The organism is Streptomyces sp. NPDC056987, assembly GCF_042673865.1.
GTDB lineage: Bacteria > Actinomycetota > Actinomycetes > Streptomycetales > Streptomycetaceae > Streptomyces.
Window position 1 is genome coordinate 1 of record NZ_JBHURV010000001.1, and the last position, 17,686, is coordinate 17,686.

Here is a 17,686-nt window from a genome sequence, read left to right on the forward strand (position 1 = left end):
GGGAACGGACACACCGTTCCCCGGGCGCGGCTCTGTCTCCGTCCCTCGTCGTCGCCGGTGAGTACGCGTACTCAGCCACCCGGCACCGGAGTTGAGTACCCGGCGCGTGGCCCTCCGGCCTCCCGGCCGCCAGGCTGACACCATGAAGCCGAACACACGCGTACCCGGCCCCCGGGTCCCCGGCGCGGGGGCCCTCGATCCACGGGTGCTCGCGGCCGCGACCCCCGCGGGACGGGACCGGTACATCGACCTGCTGCGCGTGGCCTCGCTGGGCACCGTCGTGCTCGGCCACTGGCTGATGGCGGCCGTGACCGTCGACGCGGACGGCCGCGCGGAGGCCGGCAACCTGCTGGCGGTCGTACCCTCGTTGCAGATCCTGACCTGGCTGCTCCAGATCATGCCCGTCTTCTTCTTCGTCGGCGGCTTCTCGCACGCCCTGTCCTACCGCTCACTGCACCGCCGACTCGACGGCCGGGGCGTGTACGCGGCCTTCCTGCGGGTCCGGCTGCGGCGGCTGCTGCGGCCGGTCATGCTCTTTGTCGCCGTCTGGGGCACGTCCGCGCTCGCGCTGCAACTCATCGCGCCGGAGAGCCAGTTGGCGAATATCGCGGCACGGCTCGTCGCCCAGCCGCTCTGGTTCATCGGGATCTACCTGGCGATGGTGGCGCTCACCCCGCCGCTGCTGAAGCTCCATGAGCGGTACGGCTGGGCCGCGTTCGGCGCGCTCACCGCCGCCGCGGCCACCGTCGACCTGCTGCGCTTCGCCCTTGGGGTGCCCTACGTCCCGTTCCTGAACTTCGCGTTCGTCTGGCTCGCCGTCCACCAGCTCGGCTTCCTCCGCGCGGACGGCCGGCTGCGTACACCCCGGCTCCCGGCCGCGCTGGCGACGACCGGGCTGGCCGCCGCCACCGCGCTGGTCGCCCTCGGACCGTATCCGCTCTCCATGGTGGGCATGCCGGGCGAGAAGATCAGCAACATGGCCCCGCCGACCTTCGCGCTCCTGTGCCACGGCGTCTGGCTGGTCGGCGCCGTCGAACTGCTCCGCGCCCCCGCCGCCCGGCTGCTGGCCCGCCCCCGTGTGTGGCGCGGTGTCGTCGCCGCCAACGGCATCGCCATGACCGCCTTCCTCTGGCATCTCACCGCGATGCTCGGGGTGTACGCGCTCGCCCTCGGGCTGGGCGCGCCCTTCCCCGCCCCGGGAACCGGGACCTGGTGGGCCCAGGTCCCGGTCCGGCTGGCCGCGGCGGCCGCGCTCACCGCGCTGCTGGTCGCCGTCTTCCGCGCCGCGGAACGCCCGCCGGGCCCGGCGCTCCCCACTGCCGACGGTACGGCTGCCGCCCCCGCCGCCGGGTCCGCCCGGTGGGGCGGCCCGGGTGCGGCCCTCGGTGTCACACTCACCCTGTTCGGGGTGCTCGGGCTGTCGGCCGTCGGCTTCGCCGGGCTGCTGGAGGGGCACTCCGCGGTGCTGGTCGCGGTCCCGGTCACCGCTCCGGTCGCCGTGGCCATGACGGCCGTCGGCTGGCTGCTGGTCGAGGCGGCGGGCCGCCGCGCACTCCCCGCGCCCCCGTCAACTCACGGTGCAGGGGGACCCGTTCAACGTGAAGGCGGCGGGCTTCCCGTTGCTCCCCGTCCATGAGGCCGTGAACCCCACGGCGACCGAGGAGTTCGGTGCGATCACCGCCGTGTACGAGGCGGCGGCGACACTGACCGAGGACCCGCTCTGCGACGCCGTACCGCCCCACAGATTGGTGATCTGCTGGCCGTTCGGGAAGGCCCAGCCGAGCGTCCAGCCGTTGACGGTGGAGCTCCCGGTGTTACGGATCACGATCTCCCCCTGGAAACCGCCGCTCCACTGGCCGCTGACCGTGTAGGCGACCGCGCAGGAGGCCGTCGTCCCGCCGCCCGGCGCGGTGGTCACCCGTACGGTCGCCGACCGCGCCGACCGGTTGCCTGCCGCGTCCCGCGCGTAGACGGCGAAGTCGTACGCCGTCGCGGCGGAGAGCCCCGTGACGGTCACCGAGGGGGTGGCGGAGGTCGCCGCGGCCGTCTCGGCCGCACCACTGACACGTACCACGTCGTACGCGGTCACTCCCACCGCGTCCGTGGACGCGGCCCAGGACAGGGTGACCGAGGTGGCGGTCACGTTCGAGGAAGCCGGCGTCCCGGGAGTGGTGGGCGCCGTGGTGTCCCCGCCGGACGAACCGCCGTAGACCGTCGCCTGCTTGGCGGTGGCGGCGATCCCGTTGGCGCCCCGGAAGATGCGCTGTCCCCACGCGCTCAGCGCGTTCGGGTCGAAGCCGGTCGCCATGTCGAGATACTCCACACCACCGCTGTTGCCGCTCCACGACCAGCCGAGATAGCCGAGGCCGAGGGACTGGGTGGTGGACATGATGGCGTCCTCGTCCGGGTCGCCGTCCGAGTGCAACTGGCCGAACTCGCCGACCAGGATGGGGAGTCCGGTGCCGACGAAGCTGTTCAGATACGAGGAGACCTCGGCCGCCGTGTCGAAGACGCCGTACATGTGGATCGAGAACATGGTGTTGCGGTCGGGGTCGGCGGCGAAGACGGACGCCGCGTTGTCCCGCATGGTGAAGGCCCAGTCCTGGCCCCAGTTGGGCCCGTCGACCATCAGGGTGTGGTCGAAACCGGCGTTCCGCAGGCGCTGGATCGCCGCCTTGGTGTCGGCCGTCCAACCCGCGTAATTGGTGTTGCCGTAGGGCTCGTTGCCGATGTTGACGACGACGTAGTTCTCCTGGCCGGTCAGCGCGCTCTGCACACTGATCCAGTAGTCGGCGGCGCGGGAGAGGGAGACCGCCGCGCTCTGTTCGCCGTAACCGGTGGTGTCATGCGCCTCCAGCACGCAGATCAGCTTGTTCTGCTTGCACTGCGCGATGACGTTCGCGACATCGGTGGCGTCGTTCCTGGTCCACTGGTCGCCGGTGCTGAGCACCACCCGGACGGTGTTGGCGCCCAGCGCCTTGATGTCTCTGAGCGCCGACGTGGTACGGCTCGGGTACCAGGTGTGGGCGTGGTTGACACCACGCATGACGAAGTCGTTGCCGTTGCCCTCCAGCAGCCGTCCGCCGCTGATGTGCAGACCGGTGGCGCGGACGGCCGACTGCGCGGGCGAGGCGGCCAGGCCGAGGGCGAGGAGCGAGAGGACGGAGAGGAGCAGGCCGAGGAGTGTGGCCCGGGACGTTCCGGTGGGGGGTCGCGGTCTCATGGGGGTCTCCCGGATGGATGGACGGTACGGAGGATGGTCGGGCGCCAGGGTCAGCCGGCCGTGCAGCCCGTGACCCGCGCGGCCGGAGCGGCGGTCCCGGGCCGGGTGGCGATGAAGCCGAACGTGGTGGAGGCGCCGGAGGCGAGCGCGCCGTTCCAGGACACATGGCCGACCGTCGCGCCACCGGTGGTCGTGGTCAGCACCCCGTTCCACACCTGGGTGATCGCCTCACCGTCCGGCAGTGTCAGCCCGACGGACCAACCGCGCAGCGCGGAGGCCCCGTTGTTCGTCACCGTCGCCTCCGCCTGGTAACCGCCCTGCCACGTGGACACGGTCCTGACCGACGCACCGCACCCGGCGCCGCCCGGCGGGGTCGGAGTGGGCGTCGGATCCGGTGAACCGGGTGTCAGCAGCGAGGCCAGCGCCGGGTACCAGCGGGCCGCGATCTTGTTGTCACCGGAGCTGTTCGGATGCACCCCGTCGTAGGTGTCGGCGGCCGTGCTGAAGCCGGTCCACTGGTCCACGGCGATCACCGGCGAGCGGGCGGTGGTCCGCCCGGCGGCCCACGCGGGGATACGGCTGTTGAGATCCACCACGCGCTGGGCGCACTCGGCGCAGCTGCTCGGGTTCATGGGGATGAGCTGAGCGACGAGAATCTTCATGTCGGGGTTGCTCACGCGCATCTGGCCGACGAGCGTGTCGAAGGCGGCCAGGATCCGGTCGGGCGCGATGTTGCTCCACACATCATTGGTGCCGAAGTGCATGACAACGATGTCCGGGCGAGTTGCGTCCAGCCAGCCGGGAAGCTGGTTCTGCGCGGCCACATTGGTCGCGAGGAAACCGCCGTGGCCCTCGTTGTCCCCGTCGTGCGGCTGCCCGCAGCCCTGCGGGCCGAGGGTGCCGACGAAGTCGATCGAGGTGTGGCCGGAGTCCTGGAGGCGGTTCCAGAGCACGGACCGCCAGCAGCCGGGCGATCCGGTGATCGAGTCGCCGAGCGGCATGATCCGTACGGGGTCGGCCGCCGCAGCGGCGGTGGCGCCCGGGTGCGCGACCACCGCGGTGAGCAGGGCGGCGGTGAGGGCGAGAGCGGACAGGAGCGCCCGTAGAGCTGTGCTGTTCCGCGTGTTCCGCATGTCCAAGGTCCCTTCTTGTGTATGCGGAGCGAGAGGACGGAGGCCCGCGGATGATCGTGGGAGCGCTCCCACTCGCGGCCGGAGTGGTCGGCGTTTCCTGTCGGGGGCCTGGGCACATCAATGCACCGTTGTCGGAGGCACGTCAAGACTTGCGGCAGACGCGGCAGACGCGGCAGACGCGGCAGACGCGGCAGACGCGGCAGACGCGGCAGACGCGGCAGCCGCGGCAGCCGCCGACCGCCCGGCCGCTACGCGGCCAGGCCGGGGGCCAGGGTGATCAGCAGCGGGATCAGCGGGGTGAGGGCGGCGAACGTCGCGGTGGCGGCCCGCTGGGTCGCCCCCAGCCGGGGCGGCGGGTCCAGAAGGCGCTCCACCCGGGCGTGGAGGAGGCGGCGCGGGCTGTCGCAACTGAGCACGCCGCGGTGCTGGTTGAGCTCGATGAGGGCGAGCGCGGTGGTGAGGTGGCCGCAGCGCCGGGAGGCGGTGTCGTCGGCGGCGAGTTCGACGAGACGGTGGGTCTGGTCGGCGAAGTGGGCGAAGAGCGGGACGCGGGGGAAGCCGGCCGCCAGCGCGCCGGACAGGTGCAGCAGCCAGTCGTGGTGGGCCCGCGCGTGACCGAGTTCGTGGGTGAGCACGGCGTCGAGCTGACGGCCGGTGAGACGCCGCAGCGCACCCGTGGTGATGACGAGCTGGGGGGTGGCGCCGGCCATCAGCCAGGCGTCGGGGTACTCGTCCTCCAGGACCAGCAGCGGCCCGTCGGCGACGGCGAGACCGGCGGGCAGATCGGGGGCGCGCTCCCTCAGATGGGCGCGGCGCACCCGGCGGCGGCGCCGGTCGTTGACCAGCTCCCGTACGAGCATGGCGCCGGTCCACGCGGCGCCGCAGGCCAGCAGCAGGGTGAGCAGGGCCGTCCAGGGCGGTACGGACGTGAGGTCGTACGCGTCGACGACCGCGGGCGGGGCCGGGGCGAAGAGGCGGGCGCGGACGGTCTCCAGGAGCGCCGCGGCCCCGAGGAGGAGCGCGGACAGGCAGCTCAGCAGAACGGTGCCGACCAGGCACTGCCACACCCACAGCGCGGTGACCGGCTCTCGCTCCGGCCACCCGGCCCGGAGCAGGGCGCGGGGTGCGAACACGGTCGCGGCGAGGCCGACCGTGATGAGCAGGAGCAGACAGAGTGTCACGCCACGGACTCCGGGTGTGTGTCAGACGCGGTTTCGGGAGTGGTACGGGGTGGTGCGGGAGCGGTACGAGATACGGGATGGGACGGCGGGCGGTGGCGGCGGTGGAGGCTGTGCCCAGGCCAGCATGACGGCTGCGACGGCGGCAACGACACCCCCTGGAGCCGCCGAACACGGAACCGGCGGCGTCCCCCGGGCGGCGTCCGGCGAGCCGCCCCGCCCGGCCGGCGGCCCCCGGTCGACGGCTCCGGCGGCGGCTTCCGGGCAGCGGCTCCCGTGCGGCGGCTTCCGGCCGGCGGCGCGGGCCCGGCGGGGCCGGTCGGCCCGCGGTCCGTGCACGCACACCCCGCGGTCCGCGGTCCGCGCACCCCGCGGTCCGCCCGCAGTCTCAGCCGCCGGCGGTGTCGGTGCCGTCGGCGGCATCGGCGTCCGTGTCGCTGGTCCCGGGCGCGGTCAGGGCCAGCAGCCGCTCCCGTAGCGCCTTCTCGATCGGCGCGGGCAGATCGAACCCGCTGGTGGCCCGGAACATCCACCATCCGTCGGCGGCCAGCCGCGCCAGCAACAGGTCGATCTCGCCCGGATCGGTCGACCGGGGCAGCGGGCTCCAGCGCGCCATCATCTCCTCCCACACCGTGGCGAGTTCCGGCTGCGTGACGGACTCGATCATGAACGCCAGATCCGCCTTGCTCGCGCCGTCCCGCGTCCCGACCCGGGCGTACGCCTCGATCGTCTCCCGTGCCGTTGCCTCGTCGAGTGGCTTGCCGAGCTCCGCGGCGAGCATCTCCTCCCACGCCGCCGTCAGATGGCGCTGGATCGCCAGCAGCAGCTCGTCCCGGGTGCGGAAGTGGTACATCAGGCCGCCCTTGGTCACCCCGGCCTCCTCGGCCGCCGATTCCAGGGTCAGGCCGGTGATGCCCTCGCGCTCCGTCACACGGATCGCCGCGTCCAGGATGAGGTTTCTCGAACTCGGTCGCATCCCGTAACTGTACCATCTGGAAGGTTAGATTTCGTCGCACTGCCACCCGGCGCCCGCGACACGCGCGGACCGGCGCCGATCCGGTGAACAGTCGCCCGTGCTCAGCCGTATCCCCGCTGAGCGCGCCCGTAACGGACCGGCCCCGTCGGTCCGTTCGCGCCGCGAGACCGGAACAAGGAGAGGCGACGTGCCCCAGCCGCGACCACGAGGCCGAACCGGCCCCCGCGATCCGTCCGTCACGGATCCGTCCGTCACGATCCGGCGGTGGCGGGGCTTCGGCCGCGCCCCCGCTCCGAGCGCGCCGGAGGAGGCCCGTCCATGCGTACGCCGACACACCGGGTGAGGACGCCGCTGACCGTCCTGGCTCTGGTCGGCGCCGTACTCGCGCTCCTTCTCGCCGGGGCCGGACCCGCTGCCGCGCACGCCGCCCTGCGCGAGTCGGACCCGGCGGACGCCGCGGTCCTCGACGCCGCGCCCGAGCGGGTCACCCTGACCTTCACCGAGTCGGTCCGCCTCGCCGAGGGCTCCGTGCGGGTGCTGTCCCCGACGAACGAGCGGGTGAACCCGAAACCGGCGGAGCACGTGGCCGGAAAGGCGGACGCCATCCGGGTCGGGCTGCGCGGGAAGCTGCCCGAGGGCACCTACACGGTGTCCTGGCGGGTCATCTCCGCGGACGGTCACCCGATCTCCGGCGCGTTCGTCTTCTCCGTCGGCGAACCCTCCGCGACGCTTGCCGAGTTGCCCGCGGAATCCCCCGACGACACCGCTGTGACCAGGGTCTACGACGCGTTCCGCTACGTCGCGTACGGCGGCTTCGCCCTGCTCCTCGGCGTCGCGGTGTTCCTCCTCCACTGCTGGCCCGCGGGCACGGCCCTGCGGTCGCTGCGCGGACTCCTGGTCGCCGGGTGGGCGGCGCTGCTGGCCTCGACCGCCGTGCTGCTGGCGCTGCGCGGGCCGTACGAGACGGGCGGCGGGGCGGCCACGGCGCTCGACCCCGAGGTGCTGGGCGGCGCCCTCACCGGCCGGGCCGGAATGGCCCTGGGGGTACGGCTCCTCCTCCTCGCGGTGGTGGGGGTCCTCCTCGCGCTGCTCGGGCGCCGGTTCCGTACGACGGACTCCGCGCCGACCGTCGGCCCCCGGCTCCGCGCGGCCGGGGGAGTGCTCACACTGGCCCTCACGGTCACCTGGGCGGCGGCCGAGCACGCGTCCGCCGGTCTTCAGGTCCCGCTGGCGATCCCTGTCGCGGTGCTGCATCTGCTCGCGATGGCCGTCTGGCTGGGCGGGCTGGTGGCGCTGGCCGCCGCCCTGTGGCGCGCACCGGCGGACGCGCCCGTCCCCGCGGCGGCGGTCGCCCGTTTCTCCCGGCTGGCCTTCACGGCGGTGGCAGTACTCGTCGTCACCGGCGTCTACCAGTCCTGGCGGCAGGTCGGCACCTTGCAGGCACTCACCTCCACCGAGTACGGCAGGACCCTCGTCGTCAAGGTGATCGCCGTACTCGCCCTGCTGGTCGCGGCGGCGTACTCCCGCCGGTGGACCGTGGGCCCGCCGGCCACGGACGGCAAGGAGACCTCCGAGGCCCCGCCGACAGGCGGCAAGGAGACCTCCGAGGCCCCGGCGGCGGACGGCGCGGAACCCCGGCCCTCCGCTCCGCCCGGCCCCCACCGGCGCGGACTGCGCCGCTCGGTGGTGGCCGAGGCGGTGCTCGGCGCGGTCGTCCTGGCGATCACCACGGTGCTCACCGGCACCCCGCCCAGCCGCGCGACCGTGGAGACGACGGCCGGGGCCGCCCTTCTCCAGGAGCCCCCGGTGGTCGTGGCCACGGTCCCGTTCGACGTGGGGACGGCGAACGGCACCGGCAAGGTCCAGCTCACCTTCGATCCGGGGCGGGCCGGCGAGAACGTGGTGGAGGCGCTGGTGTTCGCGTCCGACGGCGGCATCGCCGCGGTCCCCGAGCTACGGCTCACGCTCACCCACCGCGCCGAACGCATCGGCCCGCTCGACGCGAAACTGACCGACCGGCAGGGTTACTGGTGGACGGACAGCCTGCGCCTGCCGCTGGCCGGAACCTGGACCATCAAGCTGTCCGTGCGTACCAGCGAACTCGACCAGGTCACCGTGGAGCAGGACATCCGCATCAGGGACCGGCTCACCGGGGCGGCCGGCGGCTGAGCGCTCAACTCCGCGGAGGCTCCGGCGGGTTCGCGGGGGTCCCCGCGGACCCGCCGCCCTCCCGGGAGCGCCGCCGCCGGTCCGCCCACTGGGTCCCCGCGAGCAGCGCCACGGCCAGCACGGCTATGACGATCAGCAGCAGGTTCTGGGCGGACGACAGGAAGGTGACGAGCGCGTTCTCCGGGTCGGAGTCGGCCGGAACATGGACATCGGGGGTGACCACCGCGCGGGGGTCGGTGACGTACGGGAACACAGGAGCACATCCCTCGGGCAACACTCAAAGGCAACGGACAACGACGAAGGGACGCCAGGGCCTCGGTGGGCGGGTGGCGCCGGGGTGGTGTCGCGTTGTCGTGCTACGGCCCGCAGGGCACCAACTGGTGGCGCAGGGCCACGTGCGCGGTCTGCGGTACGAGCGCGTCCGGCGTCAGCACGCGGTGCCACGGCCGACCGGGCTCCTCGTGCCGCGCGGGCCGCACCCGGAGGAGTACGCCGACCCTCGCCACCCACTGCCGGGCGGGGGCCGCACAGGCCCGGAGGACCCGGGACGGCATGGCGCCCGCGTCGCGCAGCAGCCACGCGCAGAGCAGGGCGGCCGCCAGGTTGAGGGCGGCCATCGCCGCGAGGTTGTGGTGCCAGGCGGGCGGCAGCGCCTGATGCCCGCCCGGCACGACCGGACCCGCCTCGGTCGCCGCGAGCCAGCCGGGCAGCACGGCCTGCGCCACCGCCAGCACGGCAGGCCCGGTCCGGAGCGACCCGAACCGGAAGGACAGGAACGCACCGCAGAACAGCAGGGCCGCCGCCTGCGCCAGACCGGCCGGCGAGACCGCCGTCCCGGCCGTCGCATGATGCAGCCCCGCCGCCAGCGCACAGCTCAACACCGCGACGGCGGCGCCACATACGGCGCTCACGGCCACGGAGAACCGATGGGCGACGGTCCGTTCCGGCATGACGGACCCAGTATCACCGACAGCGGGCCCCGCCCGGCCCCTGAGCCGGGCGCTTCCGAACCCGTTCCAACTGGCCCAGCGAGCGCGACCGGATCGGTGAGCGCGACCTGACCAGCGAGGGCGACCGGATCGGTGAAGGGCGACCGGTTCAGTGAGGGCGACCCGGCTCCGTCGACCCGTCGGCCCGACGCTGCCGCTCGTGATGCCGACGGGCCTTGAGCCGGTTGCCGCAGGTTCTCATCGAGCACCACCGCGCGGTGTTGGCACGGCTGTGGTCCACTAGAAACAGCTGGCAGTCGCTGTTCGCGCATGGGCGGAGCCGGCCGGGCAGTTCGTTCCGTACACGGTCCCAGGTGAGGATCAGTTCGACGGCCGGCCGCCGGTCCGCCTCGACCTCCAGGATCCAGTCCAGGCCGTCCCCGCTCAACCGGGGCACCTTGCGCGCACCCGCGAGGAACGCGGCCAGGATCTCCGGCCCGCTCTCACCGCGCACCACCCTCTGCAGTGCGTCGCGGGTCCTCCTGAGCCACTCCCGCTCTCCGGGGCCGCCGTCACCACCACGCTGTACCGCCCAGCGGCTCAGCGCGGGGCCGTCCTGCCACAGGTCACGCGGGACTCCGTCCGCCACGGGTGTGCTGTTCAACGCTTCGAGCAGCACTTCCTCGCTGAACATCCCGCCTCACCTTCACTCGTACCACTCGTATTCACTCATCACTTCACCCATAACCGCCTTGACGCGCTTGACAGGTTACAGGCTCGCGAGTCAACCTGGAGAGAACCTAACCGCATAAACAAATGTAAGGGGTTAGTCATGACCGAGGTGCGACACCGCTACGCCTCCGTGCTCGGGCACCGCGTGTTCTACCGGGAAGCCGGCCCCGCCGACGCGCCCGCCGTCGTCCTGCTGCACGGATTTCCGACCAGCTCCCGCATGTTCCGGCACCTGATTCCCGCACTGGCCGACCGGTTCCATGTCATCGCCCCCGACCACCTGGGGTTCGGGCACTCCGCCACGCCGCCCGCCGACGAGTTCGCCTACGGTTTCGACGCCCTCGCCGATGTGACCGAAGGGCTTCTCGCCCACCTGCGACTGGAGCGGTACGCGCTCTACGTGCAGGATTACGGCGCCCCCATAGGGTGGCGGCTCGCGCTGCGCCACCCCCACGCCGTCACCGCGATCGTCACGCAGAACGGCAACGCCTACGACGAAGGATTCGTCCCCGACTTCTGGGCCCCCGTCTGGGCGTACGCGCAGTCGCCGAGCCCGTCGACGGAGGAAGCCGTACGCGGGGCCCTGAGCGAGGAAGCCATCCGGTGGCAGTACCTGCACGGGGTCGCCGAGCCGGAACTGGTCGACCCGGACACCTGGGCCACTGATCACCGGGAGATCTCCCGCCCCGGCCTCGACCGGATCCAGCTCGACCTCTTCCGCGACTACGCCACCAACCTGCCCCTCTACCCCAGGCTCCACGAGTACTTCCGCGCCACGCGGGTGCCGCTGCTGGCCATCTGGGGCGCGGGGGACGAGATCTTCGGCCCCGACGGGGCCCGGGCCTTCGCCAGGGACCTGCCGGACGCCCGGATCCAACTGGTGCCGGGCGGCGGTCACTTCCTCCTCGAAAGCCACCTCGACACGGTGGCGGGCGCGATGCGCGCCTTCCTGGAGCAGGCCCTGTACCGGAACACGCGGGACACGCGGGCCTCCGCGCCCGCGTGATCCGGTTCAGGTGTTCAGGTCAGGCCGCCTTGGCCTGGTCCAGCGCGCCATGCGGGTTGAGTACGTACTTCCGGCTCGCCCCGTGGTCGAACTCCGTGTAGCCGCGCGGCGCGTCCTCCAGCGGGATCACCGTGGCGTTGACCGCCTTGGCGATGTGGACGCGGTCGTGCAGGATCGCCTTGGCCAGACCCCGGTGGTACTGCATCACCGGGCACTGTCCCGTGGTGAAGCGGTGGCTCTTCGCCCAGCCGAGGCCCAGCCGCACCTTCAGCGTGCCGGTCCTGGCGTCCTGGTCGACACCGCCCGGGTCCTCCGTGACGTAGAGCCCCGGAATGCCGAGCGCGCCGCCCGCCCTGACGGTGCCCATCAGAGAGTTGAGGACGGTCGCGGGCGCCTCTTCGGAGTCGCGGCCGTGGCCGTGGGCGCGTGCTTCGAAGCCGACCGCGTCGATCGCCGCGTCCACCTCGGGCTCGCCGAGGATCTCGGTGATCTGGTCCTCCATCGAGCCCTGCGTGAGGTCGACGGTCTCACAGCCGAAGCTGCGGGCCTGGGCGAGCCGTTCGGCGTTGAGGTCGCCGACGATGACGACCGACGAGCCGAGCAGCTGGGCCGAGGCGGCGGCCGCCAGGCCCACGGGTCCGGCCCCCGCCACGTACACCGTGGAGCCGACTTCCGTGCCCGCGGTCACCGCGCCGTGGAAGCCCGTCGGGAAGATGTCGGACAGCATCGTGAGATCGAGGAGCTTCTCACGAGCCGCGTCCCGGTCGGGGAAGCGGAGCAGATTGAAGTCCGCGTACGGCACCATCACGTACTGCGCCTGGCCGCCGACCCAGCCACCCATGTCGACATATCCGTATGCCGCCCCGGGGCGGGCGGGGTTGACGTTCAGGCAGATGCCCGTCTTGCGCTCCTTGCAGTTGCGGCACCGCCCGCACGCGATGTTGAAGGGCACCGACACCACGTCGCCGACATCGATGAACTCGACATCGGGGCCGCGCTCGATGACCTCTCCGGTGATCTCGTGCCCCAGGACCAGGCCCTCGGGAGCGGTCGTACGGCCACGCACCATGTGCTGATCGCTCCCGCAGATATTGCTGGCGAGCACCTTGAGGATGACCCCGTGCCGGCATACGCGGCCCACGTTCTCCTTGGCCACGCCCGGCCCGTCCTGAAGTTCGAGCGTGGGGTAATCAGTGGTCCTTACCTCCACCTCACCCGGCTTGATGTATGCGACTGCCTTGTTTCCTCCGCTCATCCTGGCTCGCCGTCCCTTCGGCTCTTCGTCCAGCGGCTGATTCTTCGCGGAACCATGCGTGTGGTGGTCCTGTATAAATCAGCCTAATCCCGCCCAAAGAAGCGGACAAGTAGCTACAAAATGATGCAATCCGCCCCGGAGGGGGGCGCAGTCTAAGCGCGCGTCACATTGCCGACCGCGGTGCGCAGGTCGTCCTCTCCGGTGTGCGACGGGGGCAGGGGGGTCGCGTCGGCCGGATTCAGTGAGTCGAAGAGCAAGGTGATGAAACGGGCGCGCAGGGACGGTGTCGTGCCGGGGAGGGCCAGGCCGGCGACGGCCATGATCAGGAAGTGGGGGACGTCTTCGGCGGTGAGGTCGGGCCGGACCTCACCCGCCTGTTGCGCGCGTGCCAGGAGCGGGTGGAGCGAGGCGCTGAAGCGCTGGAGCACGTCCACGGCGACATCGGCGAAGTTGCTGGCGAAGGTGACCAGTCCGCGCTCCTCGGTGATCAGGTCGAGCAGGCGTGTGGCGATCTCCTGGAGGGCCTGGCGCGTGTGCGGGGAGTCGGCGGCGCGCTCGACGAGGGGGAGCAGGTCGGTATCGACGATGTCCTCCAGGACGGCCCGGACGACGGCTTCCCGGTTGGGGAAGTGCCGGTACAGCGTGGCGATGCCCACGCCGGCCTCCGCCGCGATCTGCTCCAGGGAGCCCTCACCCTTGCCCAGCACGGTCCGTCCCGCGGCGGTGATGCGCTCGATGCTGGAGCGGGCGTCGACACGGCGCCGGGGGGCGCGGTCGTTCTTGGCTGCCATCCGTGACCCTTCCCTGTTCTGCGACAAGGCGTCCCCCTTCGTCCCGTAGCACCCTACCGTTTGATAGTCGACTATCGTTTCGGTAGTACCCTCTCACTTCATGGTGTGGCCTGGGACGTCAGGCCGCCACGCGCAGGGGAGAAAACTGTGTCCGTTCTGCTGTACCGGCTCGGAAGGTTCGCCTACGGCAAACCCTGGTATGTCATCGGCGGCTGGCTGGCCGTGCTGGCGGCCGTCGTGGCGCTGCTCGTGACCAATCCGGTCAAACTCAGCAACGAGGTGCGGATCGACGGCACCCCGTCCCAGAAGGTCATCGACGAGCTGGCCACCTCTCTGCCGGAGGCGTCCGGCGGCCAGGGCATCCTGCTCTTCGAAGCCCCGGACGGTGCCCGCATCGACGGAGAGAAGGTACGGCCCGCTCTGCTGGCAGCCGTGGACGCCGTCTACCGCCACGATCACGTCATCGACGCCAGGAAGGTGCTGGCGCGGGAAGCCGCACGGGGTGAGAACAGTCCGCTGCTGCGAGCCCAGGCGGCGGTGGCCCGAGCGGCCGGTCGGCCGAACGGCGGGAATCCCGTCCCGTTGCAGGCGGGCGGTCAGCCGGTGCCGGGAGTCGTCGTCTCCGCCGACAACTCGACAGCGCTGCTGCAGTTCCAGTTCGACCAGCAGACCTTCGAGCTCCCGTCAGGGACGATCGACAGCACCATCGAAGCCGCCGAGCAACAGGCCGCACGCGCCGGCCTGGAGGTTCTGCCGTCGGCTGCGATGATGGAGATACCCGAGATCGTCGGCATCGGAGAGATCGTCGGCGTTGCCGTCGCGGCCCTCGTCCTGCTGATCACCCTGGGATCGGTCGTGGCGGCCGGCCTGCCCCTCGCCATCGCCCTGGTCGGTGTCACCGTGGGTGTGGGCGGCGCGTTCACCCTCTCCACCGTGTTCGAGATCCACTCGCTCGCCGCGGTGCTGGCCCTGATGCTCGGACTCGCCGTCGGCATCGACTACGCCCTGTTCATCGTCAACCGGGAACGCCGGCTGATTCTCGACGAGGGCCTGGACGCCCACGAAGCGACCGGCCGGGCCGTCGGTACCGCCGGCAGCGCCGTCTTCTTCGCCGGCAGCACCGTCATCATCGCCCTGGCCGGGCTCCTGGTCATCGGCATCACCCTGCTGTCCACCATGGCCCTCGTCGCAGCCGCCACGATCGCCGTCGCCGTCCTGCTCGCCCTGACCCTGCTGCCCGCCCTGCTCGGCCTGGTCAAGGAACGCGTCTGCCCTGCCCGGACCCGGCACAGGACCCAGCGGCCCGAAGCCGCCGCCGGCCGGGAACGAGCCGCCCGCTGGGGAACTTGCCTGGTCCGCCGCAAGTACGCCGCTCTCGCGGCGGCGATCCTGCTCCCCGCGATCCTCGCGGTGCCCGCCGCCGACATGAAACTGGGTCTGCCCTCCGGCGCCAGCTACAACCCCGACACCGGGCAACGCCGCAGCTACGAGCTGATCAGCGACGCCTACGGCCCCGGTTACAACGGCCCGCTCCTGATCGCCGTCAACTCCACCGCCAAGGGCGAACTCCTCACTCCCGCCACTCTCGCCGCGGTCACCTCCGACCTGAAAAGCGTCGAAGGATCGGCCTCGGTCTCCCTGGCCGGGATGAACCGGACCGGCACCACAGCCATCCTGAGTCTGATCCCCGGCAGTGGCCCGAACGACGACGCCACCGAAGACCTCGTCACCGCCCTACGGGACAGGACCACCCGGATGGGCACAGCGCACGGCGTCACCGTCGGCATATCCGGCTTCACCGCCCTCGCGATCGACGTCTCCGACCGGCTCGCCGACGCCCTGCCCCTCTACGTGGCCACCGTCCTCGGCCTGTCACTGATCGTCCTGCTCCTGGTCTTCCGCTCCCTCATGGTCCCCGTGACCGCCACCCTCGGCTTCCTCCTGACCATCGCCGCCACCTTCGGCCTCACCACCGCCGTCTTCCAATGGGGCTGGCTCCAGAACGTGATAGGACTCGACGCCACCGCACCGGTCGTGAGCCTGCTGCCCATCATCATCACCGGCGTCCTCTACGGACTCGCCATGGACTACCAGATGTTCCTGGTGACCTCCATGCGCGAGGCCCACGTGCACGGTGCCACCGCCCTCGACGCCACCGTCACCGGTTTCGCACGCGCGAGCTCCGTCGTCCTGGCGGCCGCCACCATCATGGTGTCCGTCTTCGCCGGGTTCGTCTTCAACGCCGAACCCATGATCAAACAGGCCGGCTTCGCCCTGGCCGTCGGCATCCTCATCGACGCCTTCGTCATCCGTATGACCCTCATCCCGGCCACCATGGCACTCGCGCAGGAGAATGCCTGGTGGATCCCCGCCTGGCTGAACCGTCTGCTGCCCGACCTCGACGTCGAAGGCGACAAGCTCGCACAGAAGATCCCGCTGCCCCGCCCCACGCCCCCATCACCGCACGCCCCGACGCGGAAAGCCGACAGCATCCGCTGACCGATGTCACCGCCCGCGTACCGCCTCCCTGCCCCGCACCCGCGACGGCGGTCCTGGGAGGTCCGGAGTTCTGAATTGAGCGAGGCGCCACGCGACGTCCGCTACGGGGTATCCCGTCCGTGCGGCGACCCAGTGGTGCGGGTCGGTGTCGGCGGGTACGTGGCGCGCGGCCTCGACGATGGCTTCGGTCCGTTCGAGCGCCCGTAGGGTCGGGCGGCACCTGTCACGCGGGAGGTGGCGCTGGTCCGCTCCCCAGCGGCCCTTGCTCCGCTCGGTCCTGGGAGGTTCGGTGATCAGGTGGTCGAGGTTGTTCAGGGCCGCCCACCTCGCGGTGTCCTTGACGTCTTGCTGTAGTTGACGGACGAGAGCGGGCGAGGTGCCGAATCGGCGTTGTGGTCGTATGCGGTGCCGCAGCGTCACGCGCACGCCGCGGCCGTAGAGGTCGCCTTTGAATCCCAGCAGATGGGCTTCCAGCAGGCGTGTTCCTTCAGGGCCGTAGTACGTCGGGCGGTGGCCTACCGAGACGACCGCTACAAACGTCACCTCGTCCGGTTCCAGGGCGACCGTGGCCGCGTATACGCCGTCCCGGCGCACCGTGCCGACCTCGTGGATGTTGGCGGTGGGGAAGCCCAGTCCGCGTCCTCGCCGGTCGCCGACCCTGACGACGCCGGTCACGACCGTCGGCTCGCCGGCGTCCTCGCTTGTGGCCTGATAGGTCACATCCTTCTCCTGTTCCGGTGCGGACCTTCGGTCAGACGAGATCGATGAGGGGTTCTCCGGCGAGGGCGCGCCGCGCACGGGAGACGGCGCCGTCCTGAAGGGCACCGAGTGATGTCGTCGAACGCCAGGCGATGTGTGGGGTGAGGATGAGGTGGGGCGCGTCCCGAAGGGCATGGTCCGCCGGGAGCGGCTCCTGCGCGAAGACATCGAGGGCCGCCCCCGAGAGATGACCCGAGTGCAGCGCGTCGGCGAGCGCCTGCTCATCGACCAGACCGCCCCGCGACACGTTGACCACCGCGGCGCCGGGCCGCATACGGCGCAGAACGTCGCTGGACACCAGGTGGCGCGTCTCGTCGGTGAGGGGGAGGTGAAGGGAGACCACGTCCGACTCTTCCAGTACCCGGGTGAGCTCTGCCGCCGGTATGTCCGGGAGGGAGGTGTACGGGTCGTAGGCATGCACCCGGGCGCCCACGGCGGACCAGGACGCGGCCACGATCCGGCCGATCCGGCCCAGTCCGACGATGCCGATGACGAGGTCGGTCAGCTTGGGCGCGTCGTAGGCGATGCGGCCGGCCCAGCCGCCGTCGCGGATCGCCGCGTGCCCTTGAGGCAGACGCCTGCTCAGTGCCAGGCCCATGGCGAAGGCGTGGGATGCCACTTCGTCCGTCGAGGCGTCCGGAACGATGGAGACCGGGATGCCCGCCGCGGCGGCTGCCGTGACGTCGATGTTGTCGTAGCCCATGCCGTAGCGCACGACGGCCTCGCAGGCGGGCAGGGAGGCGAAATCCTCCGCGGTGACCTTCGCATAGGGGGTGACCATGACGATCCGGGCGTCCGGCATCGCTGAGCTGAAGGAGGACTGGTCGGTTGCGGCGACGAGGTCGAGGCCGAACTCCTTGGCCAGTGCCTGCTCCCGGTCCAGGTGCGGGAACTGGTGAGGCGCCACCAAAATGCTGCCGGAGGTGGGATTTTTCGTCATCGGACGTTTCCTTTGCGCTCTTAGGGTGTGGTGCTGGGAGCCAGGATCACCCGTGAGCCTAGATCGGATTGACGTGGGCGAATGTGTCAAAGTGGG

Annotated in this window: 15 protein-coding genes; 4 read left to right on the plus strand and 11 right to left on the minus strand. The window is 71.5% G+C overall.

From position 1 onward, the window contains the following. Nucleotides 1–142: 142 nt before the first annotated feature. A complete protein-coding gene (locus tag ACFTZC_RS00005) occupies nt 143–1,636 on the plus strand; it encodes an acyltransferase (protein WP_382885249.1) in 1,494 nt (497 codons plus the stop codon). On the opposite strand, the gene ACFTZC_RS00010 is transcribed toward ACFTZC_RS00005, so the two are convergent. The 4 genes from ACFTZC_RS00010 to ACFTZC_RS00025 form a co-directional block, all read right to left on the minus strand. Continuing rightward, on the minus strand, nt 1,568–3,223 hold the full coding sequence (locus ACFTZC_RS00010) for a cellulase family glycosylhydrolase (RefSeq protein ID WP_382885250.1): 1,656 nt from the start codon (nt 3,221–3,223) through the stop codon (nt 1,568–1,570). The two genes, ACFTZC_RS00005 and ACFTZC_RS00010, sit on opposite strands and share 69 nt — an antisense overlap. Before the next feature lie 50 nt (nt 3,224–3,273). Further along, complete coding sequence (locus ACFTZC_RS00015) at nt 3,274–4,356, minus strand: cellulose binding domain-containing protein (protein WP_382885251.1); 1,083 nt, start codon at nt 4,354–4,356, stop codon at nt 3,274–3,276. A gap of 248 nt (nt 4,357–4,604) precedes the next feature. Continuing rightward, nucleotides 4,605–5,537, minus strand: coding sequence for a M56 family metallopeptidase (locus ACFTZC_RS00020; protein WP_382885252.1), 933 nt, complete (start codon nt 5,535–5,537; stop codon nt 4,605–4,607). A 385-nt stretch (nt 5,538–5,922) separates the two neighbouring features. Continuing rightward, nucleotides 5,923–6,510, minus strand: coding sequence for a TetR/AcrR family transcriptional regulator (locus ACFTZC_RS00025; RefSeq protein WP_382885254.1), 588 nt, complete (start codon nt 6,508–6,510; stop codon nt 5,923–5,925). A gap of 318 nt (nt 6,511–6,828) precedes the next feature. On the opposite strand from ACFTZC_RS00025, the gene ACFTZC_RS00030 reads away from it, so the two are divergent. Continuing rightward, nucleotides 6,829–8,679 (plus strand): copper resistance CopC/CopD family protein, encoded by a 1,851-nt coding sequence (locus ACFTZC_RS00030; RefSeq protein WP_382885255.1) that lies wholly within the window; start codon nt 6,829–6,831, stop codon nt 8,677–8,679. Between the two features lie 4 nt (nt 8,680–8,683). Here the strand turns inward: ACFTZC_RS00030 and ACFTZC_RS00035 are convergent, their stop codons facing one another. The 3 genes from ACFTZC_RS00035 to ACFTZC_RS00045 all read right to left on the minus strand — a co-directional run bounded on the left by ACFTZC_RS00035 (nt 8,684) and on the right by ACFTZC_RS00045 (nt 10,302). Then, nucleotides 8,684–8,932 carry a hypothetical protein gene (locus tag ACFTZC_RS00035; RefSeq protein ID WP_382885257.1) on the minus strand — a complete coding sequence of 83 codons (249 nt, stop codon included), beginning with the start codon at nt 8,930–8,932 and terminating at the stop codon, nt 8,684–8,686. Between the two features lie 103 nt (nt 8,933–9,035). Continuing rightward, nucleotides 9,036–9,629 carry a hypothetical protein gene (locus tag ACFTZC_RS00040; RefSeq protein WP_382885259.1) on the minus strand — a complete coding sequence of 198 codons (594 nt, stop codon included), beginning with the start codon at nt 9,627–9,629 and terminating at the stop codon, nt 9,036–9,038. 148 nt (nt 9,630–9,777) lie between these two features. Then, entirely contained in the window at nt 9,778–10,302 is a 525-nt protein-coding gene (locus tag ACFTZC_RS00045; protein WP_382885260.1) for a CGNR zinc finger domain-containing protein, read from the minus strand. A 138-nt stretch (nt 10,303–10,440) separates the two neighbouring features. Between ACFTZC_RS00045 and ACFTZC_RS00050 the strand changes: the two genes are divergently transcribed. Then, nucleotides 10,441–11,346 carry an alpha/beta fold hydrolase gene (locus ACFTZC_RS00050; RefSeq protein ID WP_382885262.1) on the plus strand — a complete coding sequence of 302 codons (906 nt, stop codon included), beginning with the start codon at nt 10,441–10,443 and terminating at the stop codon, nt 11,344–11,346. A 19-nt stretch (nt 11,347–11,365) separates the two neighbouring features. Here the strand turns inward: ACFTZC_RS00050 and fdhA are convergent, their stop codons facing one another. Together fdhA and ACFTZC_RS00060 are read right to left on the minus strand one after the other, a co-directional pair. After that, nucleotides 11,366–12,601 (minus strand): formaldehyde dehydrogenase, glutathione-independent, encoded by a 1,236-nt coding sequence (fdhA, locus tag ACFTZC_RS00055; RefSeq protein WP_382885263.1) that lies wholly within the window; start codon nt 12,599–12,601, stop codon nt 11,366–11,368. A 152-nt stretch (nt 12,602–12,753) separates the two neighbouring features. Beyond that, nucleotides 12,754–13,392, minus strand: a complete 639-nt coding sequence (locus ACFTZC_RS00060; protein WP_382885265.1) for a TetR/AcrR family transcriptional regulator — start codon at nt 13,390–13,392, stop codon at nt 12,754–12,756. 147 nt (nt 13,393–13,539) lie between these two features. On the opposite strand from ACFTZC_RS00060, the gene ACFTZC_RS00065 reads away from it, so the two are divergent. Then, entirely contained in the window at nt 13,540–15,891 is a 2,352-nt protein-coding gene (locus tag ACFTZC_RS00065; RefSeq protein ID WP_382885266.1) for an MMPL family transporter, read from the plus strand. Between the two features lie 6 nt (nt 15,892–15,897). Here the strand turns inward: ACFTZC_RS00065 and ACFTZC_RS00070 are convergent, their stop codons facing one another. Together ACFTZC_RS00070 and ACFTZC_RS00075 are read right to left on the minus strand one after the other, a co-directional pair. Continuing rightward, nucleotides 15,898–16,611, minus strand: a complete 714-nt coding sequence (locus ACFTZC_RS00070) for a riboflavin kinase (protein WP_382885267.1) — start codon at nt 16,609–16,611, stop codon at nt 15,898–15,900. A gap of 31 nt (nt 16,612–16,642) precedes the next feature. Then, entirely contained in the window at nt 16,643–17,590 is a 948-nt protein-coding gene (locus ACFTZC_RS00075; RefSeq protein WP_382885269.1) for a C-terminal binding protein, read from the minus strand. Nucleotides 17,591–17,686: the final 96 nt, after the last annotated feature.